Origin of the sequence: Streptomyces sp. NPDC048275 (assembly GCF_040652275.1) — a bacterium.
Lineage (GTDB): Bacteria > Actinomycetota > Actinomycetes > Streptomycetales > Streptomycetaceae > Streptomyces.
Genome location: NZ_JBEZLR010000017.1, coordinates 94586 through 110489 on the forward strand (window position 1 = coordinate 94586; position 15904 = coordinate 110489).

Annotated in this window: 12 protein-coding genes and 1 pseudogene; 10 read left to right on the forward strand and 3 right to left on the reverse strand. The window is 67.8% G+C overall.

Translation table 11 applies throughout. The features are described from left to right. Positions 1 to 14 precede the first annotated feature (14 nt). The 5 genes from AB0D57_RS13560 to sbnA are packed head-to-tail and all read left to right on the forward strand — an operon-like array spanning position 15 to position 9075. On the forward strand, positions 15 to 2618 hold the full coding sequence (locus AB0D57_RS13560) for a Pls/PosA family non-ribosomal peptide synthetase (protein ID WP_362071190.1): 2604 nt from the start codon (positions 15 to 17) through the stop codon (positions 2616 to 2618). A 13-nt stretch (positions 2619 to 2631) separates the two neighbouring features. Beyond that, positions 2632 to 5895 carry an amino acid adenylation domain-containing protein gene (locus AB0D57_RS13565; RefSeq protein ID WP_362071192.1) on the forward strand — a complete coding sequence of 1088 codons (3264 nt, stop codon included), beginning with the start codon at positions 2632 to 2634 and terminating at the stop codon, positions 5893 to 5895. 42 nt (positions 5896 to 5937) lie between these two features. Continuing rightward, the gene (locus AB0D57_RS13570) at positions 5938 to 6942 is read left to right on the forward strand and encodes a TauD/TfdA family dioxygenase (RefSeq protein WP_362071194.1); all 1005 of its coding nucleotides are present in this window, start codon (positions 5938 to 5940) and stop codon (positions 6940 to 6942) included. After that, positions 6939 to 8012 (forward strand): 2,3-diaminopropionate biosynthesis protein SbnB, encoded by a 1074-nt coding sequence (sbnB, locus tag AB0D57_RS13575; RefSeq protein ID WP_362071196.1) that lies wholly within the window; start codon positions 6939 to 6941, stop codon positions 8010 to 8012. Before AB0D57_RS13570 ends, sbnB begins: the two co-directional genes overlap by 4 nt. Positions 8013 to 8049: 37 nt before the next feature. Continuing rightward, entirely contained in the window at positions 8050 to 9075 is a 1026-nt protein-coding gene (gene sbnA, locus AB0D57_RS13580) for a 2,3-diaminopropionate biosynthesis protein SbnA (protein WP_362071198.1), read from the forward strand. 93 nt (positions 9076 to 9168) lie between these two features. On the opposite strand, the gene AB0D57_RS13585 is transcribed toward sbnA, so the two are convergent. Then, positions 9169 to 9873 (reverse strand): GAF and ANTAR domain-containing protein, encoded by a 705-nt coding sequence (locus tag AB0D57_RS13585; RefSeq protein WP_362071200.1) that lies wholly within the window; start codon positions 9871 to 9873, stop codon positions 9169 to 9171. Positions 9874 to 10209: 336 nt separating this feature from the next. Here AB0D57_RS13585 and AB0D57_RS13590 point away from each other — a divergent pair, with 336 nt between their 5' ends. Further along, positions 10210 to 10599 carry a hypothetical protein gene (locus AB0D57_RS13590; protein ID WP_362071202.1) on the forward strand — a complete coding sequence of 130 codons (390 nt, stop codon included), beginning with the start codon at positions 10210 to 10212 and terminating at the stop codon, positions 10597 to 10599. A 74-nt stretch (positions 10600 to 10673) separates the two neighbouring features. On the opposite strand, the gene AB0D57_RS13595 is transcribed toward AB0D57_RS13590, so the two are convergent. Both AB0D57_RS13595 and AB0D57_RS13600 read right to left on the reverse strand, forming a co-directional pair. Beyond that, positions 10674 to 11129, reverse strand: coding sequence for an ATP-binding protein (locus AB0D57_RS13595; protein WP_362071204.1), 456 nt, complete (start codon positions 11127 to 11129; stop codon positions 10674 to 10676). A 74-nt stretch (positions 11130 to 11203) separates the two neighbouring features. Then, positions 11204 to 11389, reverse strand: coding sequence for a CsbD family protein (locus AB0D57_RS13600; protein WP_362071206.1), 186 nt, complete (start codon positions 11387 to 11389; stop codon positions 11204 to 11206). Positions 11390 to 11589: 200 nt separating this feature from the next. Between AB0D57_RS13600 and AB0D57_RS13605 the strand changes: the two genes are divergently transcribed. The 4 genes and pseudogenes from AB0D57_RS13605 to AB0D57_RS13620 form a co-directional block, all read left to right on the forward strand. Continuing rightward, a complete protein-coding gene (locus AB0D57_RS13605; RefSeq protein WP_362071208.1) occupies positions 11590 to 12348 on the forward strand; it encodes an IclR family transcriptional regulator in 759 nt (252 codons plus the stop codon). Positions 12349 to 12534: 186 nt separating this feature from the next. Beyond that, a complete protein-coding gene (locus tag AB0D57_RS13610) occupies positions 12535 to 13821 on the forward strand; it encodes a PP2C family protein-serine/threonine phosphatase (protein ID WP_362071210.1) in 1287 nt (428 codons plus the stop codon). Positions 13822 to 14261: 440 nt separating this feature from the next. Then, a complete protein-coding gene (locus AB0D57_RS13615; protein ID WP_362071212.1) occupies positions 14262 to 15086 on the forward strand; it encodes an IclR family transcriptional regulator in 825 nt (274 codons plus the stop codon). A 352-nt stretch (positions 15087 to 15438) separates the two neighbouring features. After that, positions 15439 to 15849 (forward strand): annotated as a pseudogene (locus AB0D57_RS13620) (NAD-binding protein); the annotation flags it as partial. Between the last annotated feature and the right edge of the window lie 55 nt (positions 15850 to 15904).

Below are 15904 nucleotides of genomic sequence, written 5' to 3' on the forward strand. Positions count from 1 at the left end.
ATCGAGGAGCTCGAATGGAAGAGATGTCTGCCGACATCTTGATACCCGGGCCGGACGAGCCCTGGGTCGCCGGGCGTGAGAGTGCCGACCCGACGACGACAGACACCGAGCGGAGACTTGCCGAAGTACTTGCCGGCGTTGTGTGCACCGAACGCATTGCGGCGGAAAGTAACTTCTTTGAAGACCTCGGCGCCAACTCCCTGGTCATGGCTCAATTCTGTGCACGGATCCGGAAGCAACCGGATCTTCCGTCCGTGTCCATGAAGGACATCTATAGGAACCCCACGATCCGAAGCCTGGCCGCGGCTCTCGCGGAGGCTTCACCCGCCGCCGTCGATTCATCGCTTCCGGCGTCGACAACTGAGCCCAAGGTGTCGCCGACACCGATCACAACGGCGAGTACGCCGGCTTATGTTCTTTGCGGCACGATGCAACTGCTGTTCTTCCTCGGGTATTCCTTCGTCACCGGCGTTGTCACCGCTCGGGGCTATGAGTGGGTTGCCGCCGGCTCAGGCGTCCTCGGCATCTATCTGCGATCGGTCCTGTTCGCCGGCATCGGCTTCCTCGCCCTCTGCGCTTTCCCGATCATGGCCAAATGGATCCTCATCGGACGCTGGAAACCCCGTGAGTTCCCGATCTGGGGTCCGACCTATCTGCGCTTCTGGATCGTCAAGGTGCTGCTCCACGCCAACCCCATGATCTTCTTCGTCGGCAACCCGTTGTATGTGCTGTATCTCCGGGCGCTCGGCGCGCGGATCGGCGAAAGAGTCACGATCCTTTCCCCCTCCATCCCGGTCTGCGCCGACCTGCTCACGATCGGCGCCGGTACGGTGATCCGCAAGGACTCGTCCTTCCTCTGCTACCGAGCGCAAGCCGGGCGTATCCAGACCGGACGGGTCACGCTCGGCCGGGACGTGTACATAGGCGAAAAGACCGTCCTCGATATCGACACGTCGATGGGTGACGGTGCTCAGCTGGGTCACACGTCCGCCTTGTACCGAGGCCAAGCGATCCCGGACGGCGAGCGCCGGCACGGGTCCCCGGCGCAAGCCACGGAGACCGACTACGTGAGGGTCGCACCAGCTCCGTGCGGCGCGCCGCGCCGGTTCGGTTTCGGCCTGCTCACCCTGCTTCAACTGTTCTTCCTGTACATGCCGCTGGCGGTCGGCGGTGTGTACATGCTCGTCACCGAGGTTCCGGCATTCGGCAAGTGGTTCAGCGGCGAGGCGGCTCACATCATTTCGCTGGAGTTCCTCCTCGACGCGATGGCCGTATCCGCCCTGCTGTTCTTCGGCTCCGTCGTCGTGGGCATTGCCGTCGTGTTCGTCGTTCCACGGCTGCTGAATCTGGTCGTCGAGCCCGACAAGGTATATCCGCTCTACGGCTTCCACTACGCGACACACCGGACGATATCCAGGATGACGAACCTGAAGTTCTTCGCCTGGCTCCTCGGCGACAGTTCCTACATCGTCCCTTACCTTCGCCGCATCGGATACGACCTGTCCCAGGTCGAGCAGACCGGGTCGAACTTCGGCACGGAACTGCAGCACGAGACCCCGTTTCTGACCTCCGTCGGCAGGGGAACGATGGTGGCCGACGGGATCTCCATCATCAATGCGGACTACTCGAGCACATCCTTCGTGGTGTCCCGGGCATCCATCGGTCCGCACAACTTTCTGGGCAACAACATCGCCTTTCCGGCGGGAGCCAGGACAGGTGACAACTGCCTGCTTGCGACGAAGGTATTGGTTCCCCTCGACGGTGAGATGCGCCAAGGGGTCGGGCTGCTCGGCTCACCGCCCTTCGAGATTCCCCGGTCGGTGGAGCGCGACTCCCGGTTCGACCATCTCAGGACCGGGGACGAACTACGCCGCCATCTCGCCGCGAAGAACCGCTACAACCTCCGCTCCATGGCCCTCTTCCTGCTCCTGCGCTGGCTTCACACCGTCGCTCTCACGGCGCTCGGCCTCGCGACCCTCACCCTGTACGGTGCGCTCGAGCATGTGGTGATTGCCGGGTTCCTGGCACTCACCCTCACATTCACCGCCCTTTACTACGTCCTGGTGGAGCGTTGCGTCGCTTCCTTCCGCCCGCTGCGCCCCCAGTTGTGCTCCATATACGACCCGATCTTCTGGCTCCAGGAGCGCATCTGGAAGGTGCCGGACGAATACCTGAACATTTTCAACGGAACCCCCTTCAAGAACATGATCTGGAAGATGCTGGGGGTACGCATAGGCAGCAGGGTGTTCGACGACGGGTGCTATATCACGGAGCGGACGCTCGCCACCATCGGTGATGACTGCACGCTCAACAGCGGGAGCAAAATCCAATGCCATTCGCAGGAGGACGGCACCTTCAAGTCGGACTACACCGTTCTCGGCGCCAGTTGCACCCTCGGGGTCGGCGCGCACGTGCATTACGGCGTGACGATAGGTGACAGAGCCGAGATGGAATCCGATTCCTTCCTCATGAAAGGTGAGGAAGTCCCCCCGGACGCACGGTGGGGCGGGAACCCCGCCGCGGAGATCCCGGATGCCGCGACGCAACCTCGCGGCATGGACTCGGCCACGGCAGTAGGAACGTCCGCGACGAACGACGCTGCGGCGTCGGCGGGTTGAGAAAGGCCATTCGATGGGAGCGCACGTGCAGGCGGACCGAGACTTCTGGAGCGGTGTGCTGGCCGCCGGTGGCTCCACCCCCGTTCCACGGTGGGTGCGGGAGCCGGTGGCGGGTATGGCCGTGCACCAGACCGTGGTACCGGGCGAGGTGTTCGAAGCGGTGCGCGGACTGGCGGTGGAGTTGGACGTGCCGGTGAGCGCGGTGCTGCTCGCCGCTCACGCCCAGGTGCTGGCCGCGCTGTCGGGCGAGCAGGAAGTGGTGACGGGCTACGTCGCCGCGCCGGTGGACGGTCCGCTGCCGTGCCGACTGTCCGTCGCACCCGGGTCGTGGCGCCAGTTGGTGCTGAGCGCTTGCGGCGTCGAGGCGGAATTGCTGGCCCATCGGGAGTTTCCGGTGGAGGAGCTGCGACGGGAGCTGGGGGCGACGGAGCCGCCGTACGAGTTCGTGTTCGACCCCGTCGGAACCGATGGTGAGCTGGTCGACGGCGCCGTGCTGAGGGTGGGCTGGTGCGATCGGGACGGGCGCCCGGTGATGCTGTCGCGGTATCGCACGGACGTGCTCGACGCCGAGGCTGCGGCCCGGATCGGCGGCTATCACCTGGCCGCGCTGGGCGCGATGGCGACTGACGTGGACGCCGAGCACACGCGGCAGGGTCTGCTGTCGCCCGAAGAAGTGCGCTATCAGATCGAGGGCCTCGCCGGGCCACGCCGGAAGCTGCCGGAAGGGCGGGCGCATGAGCTGTTCGAGCAGCGCGTGCGGGCGCATCCGGAGGCGGTGGCGGCGGTCCACGGCGCTCACTCATGGACGTACGGGGAGCTCAATGCGCGGGCCAACCGGCTGGCGCGGGCGCTGCTGGCGCGCGGACTGGGCCGGGAACACGTGGTGGGCGTGGTCACCGAGCGCAATCTCGACTGGCTGGCCGCGGTGTTGGCGGTGTTCAAGGCCGGAGGCGTGTACCTGCCGATCGAGCCGCATTTTCCGGCCGGCCGTATCGCGGCGACGTTGTCGCGAGCGGACTGCCGGATGGTGCTGACCGAGTCCGGCAGCAGGCAGGCCCTCGACCGGGCCCTGGACACGCTGCCGGAGGTCGAGAGGCTGCTGGTCGAGGAGGCGTATGCGCAGCAGCACGCCGACGGTGATGTCGGGGTGAAGGTCACGGCCGACCAGTTGGCGTACATGTACTTCACTTCCGGCTCCACCGGGGAACCGAAGGGGGCGATGTGCGAGCACGCGGGCATGCTCAATCACCTGTACGCCAAGATCGATGACTTGGAGATCGGTCCGGGGCAGGTGGTGGCGCAGACGGCACCGCAGTGCTTCGACATCTCACTGTGGCAACTGCTGGCCGCGTTGCTCGTGGACGGGCGGACACTGCTGGTCGAGCAGGACGTGATCGTGGACGTCGAGCGATTCGTCGACACGCTGGTGCGCGGCCGGGTCGCGGTGGTGCAGGTCGTGCCCTCCTATCTGGAGGTGGTGGTCTCCTATCTGGAGCAGTATCCCCGCGAACTGCCCGACCTGACGTGTGTGTCGGTGACCGGCGAGGCGTTGAAGCGGGAGCTGGTCCAGCGCTGGTTCGCCCTTCAGCCGGGGATCAGGCTGGTCAACGCCTATGGGCTGACCGAGACTTCGGACGACACCAACCACGAGGTCATGGACGAGGTGCCGGACCGTGTGCTGTTGGGGCGTCCGGTCAGCAACGTGCAGGTGTACGTCGTCGATGAGCAGCTGTCGCTGGTGCCACTGGGCGCCCCCGGGCTGATCGCCTTCTCCGGGGTCTGCGTGGGCCGGGGATACGTCAATGATCCCGAACGAACCCGGGCGGCGTACCTGGATGATCCGTACCGGCCGGGCGAGCGGCTCTACCTGGGAGGCGACTGGGGGCGCTGGCATCCCGACGGCAAGCTGGAGTTCCTCGGCCGCCGGGACAACCAGGTCAAGATCCGCGGATTCCGTATCGAGATCGGTGAGATCGAGAACACCCTGCTGAGGGTTCCCGGGGTGCGGGACGCCGCGGTGGTCGTCGCCGAGCTTGCCGGCGACAGCAGGCACCTGATCGCCTTCTACACCGGTCGGTGCCAGGAGACGGCGGCGCTGCGTCAGGAGCTGGACGCCACACTCCCCGCCTATATGGTCCCGACCGCCTTTCACCGGCAGCACAGCCTGCCGCTGACCGCCAACGGAAAGATCGACAGAAAGGCCCTGACGGCGCTGGCCGAACAGACCGCGCCGAGCATGGAAAACGATGTCGCGCGGGACGACCACCGCGCCCCGCGCACTCCGAGCGAGCGGAAGCTGGTAGCCGCCTGGGCCGAGCTCCTCGGCGTCCCCCGGCACCGGATCGGACGGCAGGACCACTTCTTCGACTCCGGTGGCACCTCACTGTCGGCAGTGAAACTCAGCATCGCTTTGGACCGTGCGGTGTCCCTCAAGGACATCACCCGTCACCCGAAACTCGCCGACCTCGCCGCGCTCCTCGACGGCACAGCGACGCAGCGTCCAGAGCTGCTTCAACCGCTGTCGGAAGCGAAGGGTGCGCCGAAGTGCGCCCTGGTGTGTTTCCCTTACGCGGGCGGCAACGCGGTCAACTTCCAGCCGATGGCGAGCGCCCTGGCGGGCAGCGGGCCGGCGGTCTACGCCGTCGAACTGCCCGGTCACGATATCGCCGCCGGTAACGAGCCGTTCGCGCCGATGGCGCAGGTCGTGGAGCAGGTCATCGCTGAGATCACCGGGCGTGGCCTGACCAGGGTCATGCTGTGGGGCCACTCCTCGGGCGCCGCGCCCGCCGTGGAGACGGCGAGGAGGCTGCAGGAGCGCGGCGTGGATGTACCGCGGGTGTTCCTCGGCGCGCAGCTGCTCGGCACCGCCAACGACCGGCGCGCCGCCATCACCGAACTGACCAGGCAGAGCAGCGCCGAGATCGCCGCGAAGCTGAGCGCCGACAGCGGCTACACCGAGCTCGGTGAGATCAGCGCACAGCACGCCGAGCAGATCGGGGCCGCCTACCGGCACGACTGTGTTTCCGCCCACCGCTATTTCGCCGATGTCCTTCAATCCCCGCCGTCGGTAAAGCTCTCCGCGCCGGTCACCGTGGTCGTCGCCGCCGACGACCCGAACACGGACGACTTCCCCGACCGCCACCAGGACTGGCAGGTCCTGGCCGAGCAGGTGAACCTGCGCGAGCTCGCCGACGGCGGCCACTACTTCCTGCGCACCCGTCCGGCCGAAGCCGCGCAGGCCGTACTGAGCGCCGTCGAATTGCCGGCCCCTTCCTGAACGTCCTTGAGTCTCCACGGTGACGAACGAAAGGAAAACGAGATGTCGTTCTCATCCCCGGCATCCACGCTTGAAGTGGAAATGCCATCGGGAAAGCCGCCGATCCTGCGTGTCGAGGCCCCTGTCGAGGCGTCCAGCTGGGCGGCCGAGCACCGCGACGCGCTGCGGGCGCTGGTCACCGAGCACGGAGTGGTTCTCGTCCGTGGTCTGGGGCTGCGGGAGCCGGATGAGGTCGGTGCGGTCTTCGCGAAGCTGGCCGGTGCCCTGATGACGGAGCGGGAGGCTTTCGCCCCCCGGGAGACCTACGCCCCCGGGCTGTACTCCTCCACCACCTGGCCGGCCAACCAGCCGATGTGCATGCACCATGAGCTGAGCTACCTGCTCGAGGTCCCCGGCCTGATGCTCTTCGCGTGTCTCGGCGCGCCCGGCCAAGGCGGGGCGACCGCGGTGGCCGACGCGGAAGATGTGCTCCAGGCGCTGCCCGCCGCGTTGAGCGAGCGGTTCGAGCGTGAGGGCTGGTTGCTCACCCGCAGCTACAACGACGAGATCGGGGCGTCTTTGGCGGAGTCGTTCGGCACCGACGACCACGCTGCCATCGAGAAGTACTGCCGCGCCCAGGCCATCGACTTCGCCTGGCAGCCCGACGGGTCCCTGCGCACGCGGCAGCGCCGCAGCGCGGTGGTACGGCACCCCCTCACCGGCCGGCGCTGCTGGTTCAACCAGATCGCCTTCCTCAACGAGTGGACGCTTGCCTCGGAGGTCCGCGAGTACCTGGTGGACGTCTACGGCGCGGACGGACTGCCGTTCAACACCCGTTTCGGAGACGGCACCCCGATCGGCGAGGACATCGTCCAACTGCTCAACACCACGTACGAGGAGCACACCCGACGCGAGCCCTGGCAGGCCGGTGACGTGATGCTGGTCGACAACATTCGCACCGCCCACAGCAGAGAGGCCTACACAGGGGAGCGCCAGGTGCTGGTCGCCATGGCCGAGCCCCAGCGCCTGGCCGACGGCTTCCCGACCCCGGAGGCAAGTCAGCGATGAATCCTGTGACGTCCCCCGCCACCGCCGGGGGCACCGCCTCCCATCCGCCTTCGGCGCCGTCCTTCGCGGTGATCTCCGGTGCACAGGTGCAGCAGGCGCTCGCCGGGCGTGAGAAGCAGATCGTGGAACTGGTCGAGGCCACTTACCGGCTGCACGGCGCCGGTGACTCGGTCAATCCCCCGTCGTACTTCCTGCGCTTCACCGACCGCCCCACAGCCCGGATCATCGCGCTGCCGGCCTCCATCGGCGGGCCGGTACGCGTGGACGGCCTGAAGTGGGTCTCCAGCTTCCCCGCCAACGTCGAAGCAGGCCTGCCCCGAGCCTCCGCGGTCCTCATCCTCAACGACCACGACACCGGCTATCCGTTCGTCTGTCTGGAAAGCTCCATCATCAGCGCCACCAGAACCGCCGCATCCGCTGCGCTGGCGGCGGACTGGCTCACCCGCACCCGGCCCCGTCCCACCCGTATCGGATTCTTCGGTACGGGGCTGATCGCCCGCTACATCCACACCTTCCTGGCCGGCACCGGCTGGACCTTCGACACCATCGGTGTGCACGATGTGTCCGCCGACAGCGCCGCCGGTTTCTGCGGCTATCTGCAGCAATCCGGCGCCACCGGCCAGGTCGTCGACCACGGCAGCGCCGAGGACCTGATCCGCTCCAGCGACCTGGTGGTCTTCGCCACCGTCGCCGGCAAGCCCCACGTCACCGACCCGGCGTGGTTCACCCACCATCCCGTGGTCCTGCACGTGTCGCTGCGCGATCTCGCCCCCGACATCCTGCTCGGCTCGGCCAACATCGTCGACGACGTCGAGCACTGTCTGAAAGCCGACACCTCTCCCCACCTGGCCGAGCAACTCGTCGGCAACCGCGGCTTCCTGGACGGCACCCTCAACGATGTCATGACAGGAAGGATCACTCTTCCGACCGACCGGCCTGTGATCTTCTCGCCGTTCGGACTCGGTGTCCTCGACCTCGCTGTCGGCAAGTACGTCTACGACGAAGTGGCCAGGGCCGGACACCTCCGCCTCATCGACGACTTCTTCCACGAACTGCGCCGATACGGCTGATCACCCTGTCCGTCAGCCCTGGCATCAGGAGGCCAGCGTGCCCGTCATCTCCGATCCCCATGCCTTCAACGAGAGTCAACTCTATGTCGACCTCCAGCCGATTTTTGGGCGCTCCCTCTACCTGAAGTGCGAGGGCTTCAACTTCGCGGGCTCGATCAAATTGAAGGCCGCGGTAGAGATGGTGGAGGCCGCCGAACGGGACGGACTCCTGATGCCGGATTCGATTCTGGTCGAGTCCTCGTCCGGAAACCTGGGTGTAGCGCTCAGCATGATTGCCGCGAGCAAGGGTTACCGGTTTCTGTGTGTGACCGACTCCCGTTGCAATCTGTCGACCAGATTGCTGATGGAGGCACTGGGCGGCGACGTACACATCATCGCCGACCTGGACGCCAACGGCGGATACCTCGGCGCGCGCATCGACTACGTACGCGAGTTGTGTGCCTCCGACAACCGATACGTGTGGCTCAGCCAGTACACCAATCCGGGCAACTGGCGGGCGCACTACCGCAAGACGGCGCCGGAGATAGCCCGCCAGTTCCCGCAGCTGGACGCACTGTTCGTCGGGGCGGGCACCACCGGGACCCTGATGGGCTGCGCGCGCTACTTCCGCCAGTGGCACCGGCCCGTGCGGATCATCGCGGTGGACACCGTCGGCTCGGTGGCCTTCGGCGGCGAGCCGGGCCGTCGGTTGATTCCCGGCCTGGGCATGAGCATGCGCCCGCCGCTGCTGGACGAGTCCTACGTGGATGAGGTGATCTGGGTCGAGGAGGCCGACACCATCCGCGCCTGCCACCGTCTGGCCGGACACGGCTTCCTGTTCGGCGGCTCCACCGGAACGGTGGTCAGCGGCGCGATGGACTGGTTGGCCGAGAATGAAACGCCTGGCCTCACCGCTGTGGCCATCTCCCCGGACCTCGGAGAGCGCTACCTCGACACGGTCTACCAGACCACCTGGATACAGGATGTGTACGGCGACCAGATACTCGCCTCCGAGGAAGTGACCGCCGGTTCCCGGGAAGCCGAGCCCATGCCGAGGAGACCGGGCCGACGCCGGAATCCGTAGGGCTGACGGCGGGGAGCAGGCTCGGCCCGAACATCAACGCCGCATCCGGCCGCGGACCGCCCTGCGGCCGGATGCCCCCGGCCGTCCCCGTGGTCAGCCGGGTTTCTCGCCGGTTTCGCAGATCTGGCGGGCGATCGCGCGCAGTTTGACGTTGTGGTCCTGGGACGCCTTCTTGAGCACCTTGAAGGCCGTGTCCTCGTTCAGCCCGTGGCGCTCCATGAGGATGCCCATGGCCTCGCCGATCTCGTGACGGGTCTCCAAGGCGTGGCCGAGCTGCTGGTGCGTGCGGGCCGCGGAGAAGGCCACGGCGGCGTGCGAGGCGAGGATCCAGCCGGCACGCCGAGCGGCCTCGTCGAAGGTGTCCGGCCGGTGGGAGTACAGGTTGAGAGCACCGAGCTCGTCGTCCTCGGTGAAAAGGAGAAAGCCCATCACGCTCCCGATGCCCAGCTTCCTCAGCTCGGGGGCGAAGCGGGACCAGCGCTCATGCGGCCGCCGCGAGTCCTCGATGGTGTAGACCTGCTGGCGCTCGGTCACGGCGTCGAAGCACGGGCCTTCCTTCAGATCCTGCTGTATCCGGTCCGCGCGGCGCACCACGTCGCTCGTCGCCGCCAGGGAGTGCACTTCACCCCGCCGCACGGTGAGAATGCCGGCGTGGTCGCATCCGTTGATCAGAACGGTCGCATGCTCCACGATGCGGTCCAAAGTGTCCTGGGCCGAGTCCTGTGCCAGCAGATCTCGTGCCATTTCCGCCAAGGCGACCGCGAACTGCTCCCAGACCTCGCCGGGCTCATGGGACATGTGCCACCTGCTTATTTGTTGAAGCGCCATCGCGCCTCATCCGCGGTCCCATCTTGCCACCTGGCCTCCCTGCCGCGTCGGACGGGCATTTTCGGGGGGCCGTGCCCGCGAAGGGCCGGTCGTCCATGTCCGTTTCACGTTCAAGCAGTTCCGTTCCGCGAGCGGGACGGTCGCGCCCCTCGCGCACGGACGCCCTTCGGTGAACGGGTCCAGGGGAGCGTTCCGCAGCGGTCCCGACCGCGTTGTCAGTGCCCTCCGGAACAATGGTGAGCAGCGAGAACGTCACCGCTCCCGGCGGTACGCGATCGAACCCGTCCGTCGAAAGGCCGCCTGCACATGACGCCCGCTCTCCGCCGCCGCGCCGCGAGCCCTGACCGGAGCCCGCTGACGAGGCTCCGTTCCCTCCCGGGCACGCCCGCTCCGCTCGGCCCCGGCGGTGCCGAGGTTCTGCGTCTCATCACCGTGCAGCGCGTCCCCGTCTGCCTCACCGTGCACGCCAACGGGCGTCGCCGGTATGGATACTGGCAGGCACTCAGTTCCGGTACGGGGCGGGGCGGTTGTTATGTGGCCCTGCCCACCGACGAGTGTGACGCCCTGCATGCGGCGGGCCGGATCGTGCTGGGGGACCCAGTGGTGGATCCGGCGAAGACCACGTACCCGGTGCGCCTCGCCGTGCGGGGTGCACCGTCCGCGGCAGGGGCATCCCGACAGGTCCTCACAGCGTGAACTCGGACCAGTGTCGATGGTCTTCACCCGGACCAGTGCCGTGACCGATCCCGTCGGCGCGCCCGCCGTGGTCTTTACCCGGGTGAGAGCGGTACGACGGCCGTGATGCGCTTACCTCCGGCGTGGAGGTCCGAGATGATGATGTCGCGGGCGAGGCGGCAGATGATCGGCCAGCCATGGCCCGCGATCCCTCTGGACCCCGGTTCGTCGACGCGCCGTGGCGGCACGGGTACTTTCTGGCTGTGGTCGCTCACCGACAGGTGTATGTCCCCGTCGACCAGCATCACCTCGAACCCGGTGACACCGCCGCCGTGCAGCATCGCGTTCGTGGTGAGTTCCGAGGCGACGAGCAGGGCGTCGCCGACGGCGTCGTCTTCGCCTGTGGTGTCATGCCCGCGGGATCGGTGTGTGCCTTCCAGCGCGTGTCTGACCGCCTCACGCACCTCGGCGGGACTGCGCGGTCCGGGCGAGCGCGGTCGGCCCGGGGCGGTCGCCGTGTCGGTGGAGTGCGGCCGGTGCTCCCCGCACATTTCTCTCTCCTTCGCCTGAAAAGACGCGGGCCCGCCGCAAGAGCGTGCGGCGGGCCCTGTGCATCGGGTGATCCTCAGTGTCGGAACACGTCCTTCGTTACGTCCTTCGTCTTTTCCTTGGCCTGGCGGGCGTCGCCCTTCGCCTGCTCCATTTTGCCTTCCGCAGTCAGACCCTCGTTGCCGACAGCACGCCCGGCGGCCTCCTTGGCCTTTCCCTTGGCTTGCTCCGCCTTGGCCTTTGCCTTCTGCTGCTTGGCCATGGAAGATCACGTCCTCACTGCTTCGACGGTGCGATCCACTACTACGGCTGACCGGCGAAATTCCTTCCAAACATGTCCGGTCGACAATTCTGCCGTTCCCCCAAACGCTTGAACTATTCCTTTCTCGGAAAGCGAATTTCCCGCTGGGGACGGGCTGTGCGCGCCTTGCCTGCGCTGTGCGCCCGGCGCACGCTGGTCGTATGCGTGCTCAGGACGGCCCTACGCTCATCACCTCCGTGCAGCGCGCCTTCCGCCTGCTGGAGGCGGTGAGCGCGCACGAGAACGGCGCGCCGGCGAAGCAGCTGGCACGTGAGACGGACCTGCCCCTGGCCACTGCCTATCACCTGTTGCGAACGCTGTGTCACGACGGATATGTACGGAAGCTGGGTGACGGCGGGTTCGTCCTGGGCGACAAGCTGCAGACGCTGCACACCACGGGCCGCGGACAGGCGCTGCTCAGCCGTGTCCGCCCCACGCTCGCCGCTCTGCGGGACGAGCTGGCGACCGCCACCTATCTCACCTTCTACGAGGAGGGCGAGATCCGGGTCGCGGAGATCGTCGACAGTCCCCGGGCGCCCCGGGTCGACCTCTGGGTGGGATTCGAGGATGCGGGGCACGCCACCGCGCTGGGCAAGGCCGTGCTGCGAGAAATGAACGACGACTCCCGCAAGGAATACCTCTCCCGGCACCTCCTCGCCGACCTCACGCCACGGACCATCACCAGCTCTCCGGAACTGCTCCGGCGACTCGACGACTCACCCGTGGCCCCGGCCGTCACGGACCTGGAGGAGTACGCCGTCGGCACGGTCTGCCTCGCCGTGCCCGTCTACAGCCGGGACACGCTCGGCTCGCTCGGTGTCTCCATGCCGGTGAGTCGGCTTTCCCGACTCGAGGAGATCCGGGCGCGGCTGATTTCGACCGCGAATCGCGTAACCAGGAGCCTTTCGCTCACTATCTGAAAATCATGTCCTTGCGGCACGCGAGCCGACACCGTTTCCTGGATGAAACGGACATATCGGGAGTCTCTCTCCCCGCGTACACCAGGTGAGGATTTGCGGACGAACATGAGTCAGGCCCGGGACCATGGTGGCGACCATTCGCCGGAGCGGCCCTGTGGGAACCGCATCGCCCCTCTCGGAGCGTCGGTGCACAGGCGTGCCGCCGCGCAGTTGGCCGCCGGTACGCCCGTACTGCCCGTGCTGATCGTCTTGGCCGTCGTGCTCGTCGATCTCCTGTGCGGAGCAGGGATGGCCTGGCTGCCGCTGCTCGCGGCCGGGCCCGCGCTGGCCGCCACCACCAATGGGCCGCGCGGAGTCGTCTGCGCCGGTTTCCTCGCGGTGACGCTGTGCGCGGCGCTCGCTACCCGGGACGGTGTTTGGGACTGCGAACTGGCGGCCGTACTGTCCGCACTGGCGGCCGTGACGCTGGCGAGCGGCCTGGCCAGCGCGCTGCGCGGACGTCGTGAACGGGTGCTCGCGGACGTTCGCTCGGTCGCGGAGACCGCTCAGCATGCGCTCCTCAAGCCCGTACCGGAGACTGTGGGCCCCTTCCGGGTGGCCGTCCGCTACAGCGCCGCGGCGGCGGAGGCTCGTATCGGAGGGGATCTGTACGCACTGGTGGCCACCCCGTACGGGGTCAGGCTGATCGTCGGGGATGTGCGCGGCAAGGGGCTGCCGGCCGTGGGGACCGTCGCACTTGTGCTCGGTGTCTTCCGCGAGGCCGCCTACGACGAGCCCGATCTCCTCGCCGTCGTCGACAGGATCGAGCGGAGCCTGGCGCGCAATCTCGGCGGTGACGACTTCGTCACCGCGGTGGTCGCCGGATACCCGCAGGCAGGCCATCTGGAGATCGTCAACTGCGGACACGCGCCTCCGCTGCTGGTACGCGCGTCCGGAGACGTCGTGGAGGTGGAGCCCACCCATCCGGTCCCGCCGCTCGGACTGCGCGCGCTCTCGGGCGAGGCCCCGAGCCTCCAGGTGCTGCCCTTCGCCGACGGGGATCATCTGCTGCTCTACACCGACGGGGTCACCGAAGCCCGCGACCACGGCTGTGAGTTCTACCCGCTCGCCGAAGGGCTGGCCCGCCACGTGTCCGATGATCCGGCGCGCACCCTCACCGCCCTCCATGACGAACTGCTGGCGCATGTGGGTGGCCGACTGCACGACGACGCGGCGCTGCTCCTGCTCCACAAACCGGCCGCTTCCGAACCGACCGCTTCGATCGCTTCCGAACCGGCTGTTCCCGAATCGACAGTCTCGTCCCGTGCCCGTTTCCGCTCCCGGACCTCTGCCGCGGGCTCGGGCGGCGCAAGCCCGGCTGTCGCAGAGACCGAAGGAGCGGCGGACCCAGGTGTCCCCTCGCCGCCTTCACACCGGGCGGCCGGAACGGGAGCGTGGCTGCGTCCATGGAAGTGGGGTACGGGTTCGACCTGATCCGGGGGTCGCTGCGGCTGCTGGCTGATGCCCGCATGGCTCCTGTCCGACCGGGTCCGACACTTCGGGTACGTCTCCAGCTGGGTGGTGTACCAGCCGCGATCGCCCGCCCCGGGCCGATGACGGAGTCGGTCGATCAAGTCGAGCCCAGAGCATGAGCGGTCCGTTCCCAGGTGGCGGTCGTGACGTCGCGGGCACGCAGCGCCGCCTTGCGGATCTTGCCGGTCTCGGTGAGCGGCAGCTCGGGAACCACGTCCACATAGCGGCTGCGTCGGCCTTGGTGGTCTGCGGCAACAAGAACCCGCTCGGGCCCGGCCTCCGCTCCGCGTCCGCGGTCACGGCGAATTAACGCCTGGGCATGGCCATGATCGGGGAAGGCATGGTTCCGTTGCAGGGACCACGTACTTCGGGGGTATCGGATCGATTGCGAGGTTCTTCTCATGACCGTCACGTCCGTCAGCCGTGCCGACACCGCACCTGCCGCACCCGCCGTGCCAGGCGTGCCCGGGACGCGGGCCACGCTGTCCTGTCCTGACCCGATGAACTCCGTCCTCGGCAAGGTCCGGCCCATCCTGGAGGCCTTCACCGCCGAGGACAACACCCTCTCCCTCGCCGACCTGGTACGCCGGACCGGGGTGGCCAAGGCCACCGTGCACCGGCTCGCCCAGGAGCTGGTCGAGTGGGGGCTACTGGAGCGCGTCGGCTGCGACTACCGGCTCGGCCTGCGGCTGTTCGAGATCGGCCAGCGGGTACACCGGCAGCGGATCCTGCGCGAGGTGGTCCAGCCGTACATGGAGGACCTCCTGCTGGCCACCCGGGAGACCATCCATTTCGCCATCCACGACAGCCTCGACGTCGTGTACCTGGAGAAGATCTTCCCGCACCGCGGGCTGAACGAGGAGTCCCGGGTCGCCGGCCGGCTGCCGCTGTACTGCACGGCCACCGGAAAGGCGATCCTGGCCCATTCGCCCGACGCCCTGTTCGCGGCGGTGGTCAGAAGCGGGCTGAAACCCTTCACCCGCCACACCGTCACCTCACCGGGCCGGCTGCGCGCCCAGCTGGAGCGGACCCGGGCGGAGGGCATCGCGATCGAGACCGAGGAGGTGCGCCTCGGCTACACGAGCATGGCCGTGCCGGTCTTCGGCCGCCATGCCACGCTCGTCGGCGCGCTGTCCATCACCGCGCCGACCTACCGTATGGACCTCACCGGGCACGCCCGCGCGTTGCGCACCGCGGCCCTGGGGATCAGCCGGTCCCTGGGGTGAGCGGCACGGAGGAAGCCCGGTCTCGCGCGGCGACGCGGGACAGTGGTCGCTCCGGCTCGTCGGCGCACGGCGAGAACCCACCCTGTGCGCCGGTGCTGGGCGAGGTGTTGTCCCGGGCCCGGCAGTTGATCGATCGGTGGGAGGGCGAGGACTGCGGATCTCCCACCGTCAGGGCGCTTCTCTTGGACCCGGATCGTGATGTTCCGTCCCTGTGCATGTACGTCCTCCCCCGTGCCGGGAATCATCGGGCGCCGACCTTCCCAGCCCCGCCCGCGGCCGCATAAGCGAAACGTCCTGCTCACCGGAACAGAACCATTTGGCGGGAACGGCCCGGTCCATACGCTCCCGGACCATGAGCGTTCTTCCCGACGTGCCGGTGAGCACGGACGAGTCGCACCTGATCGAGACCGATGTTCTGATCATCGGCGCCGGGCCCGCGAGCCTCTACGGCAGCTACAACGCCGGCTTCCGCGGGCTGCGGGTGGCGGTCATGGACGTCCTTCCCCGGTGCGGCGGCCAGATCGGCGCGACGTACGCGGAGAAGCGCATCTTCGACATCGCGGGATTCCCGTGGGTGCGCGGCCGCGACCTCGTCGCCTACCTGGGTCGCGGACAGGTGTACTTCGTACCGCGGCCCGCCGACCACGCCGACCAGGACGTGGCGGTCGTCGGCGGCGGCGACAGCGCTTTCGACCGGGCGGCGACCCTCGCCCCGATCGCCCGGTCCGTCAAGCTCGTCCACCGCACCGACCGCTTCCGATCCGCCGACACACCCCTCATCAGCGGCGCGGCGACAGCCTGATGAGCCCCGAGTGCGG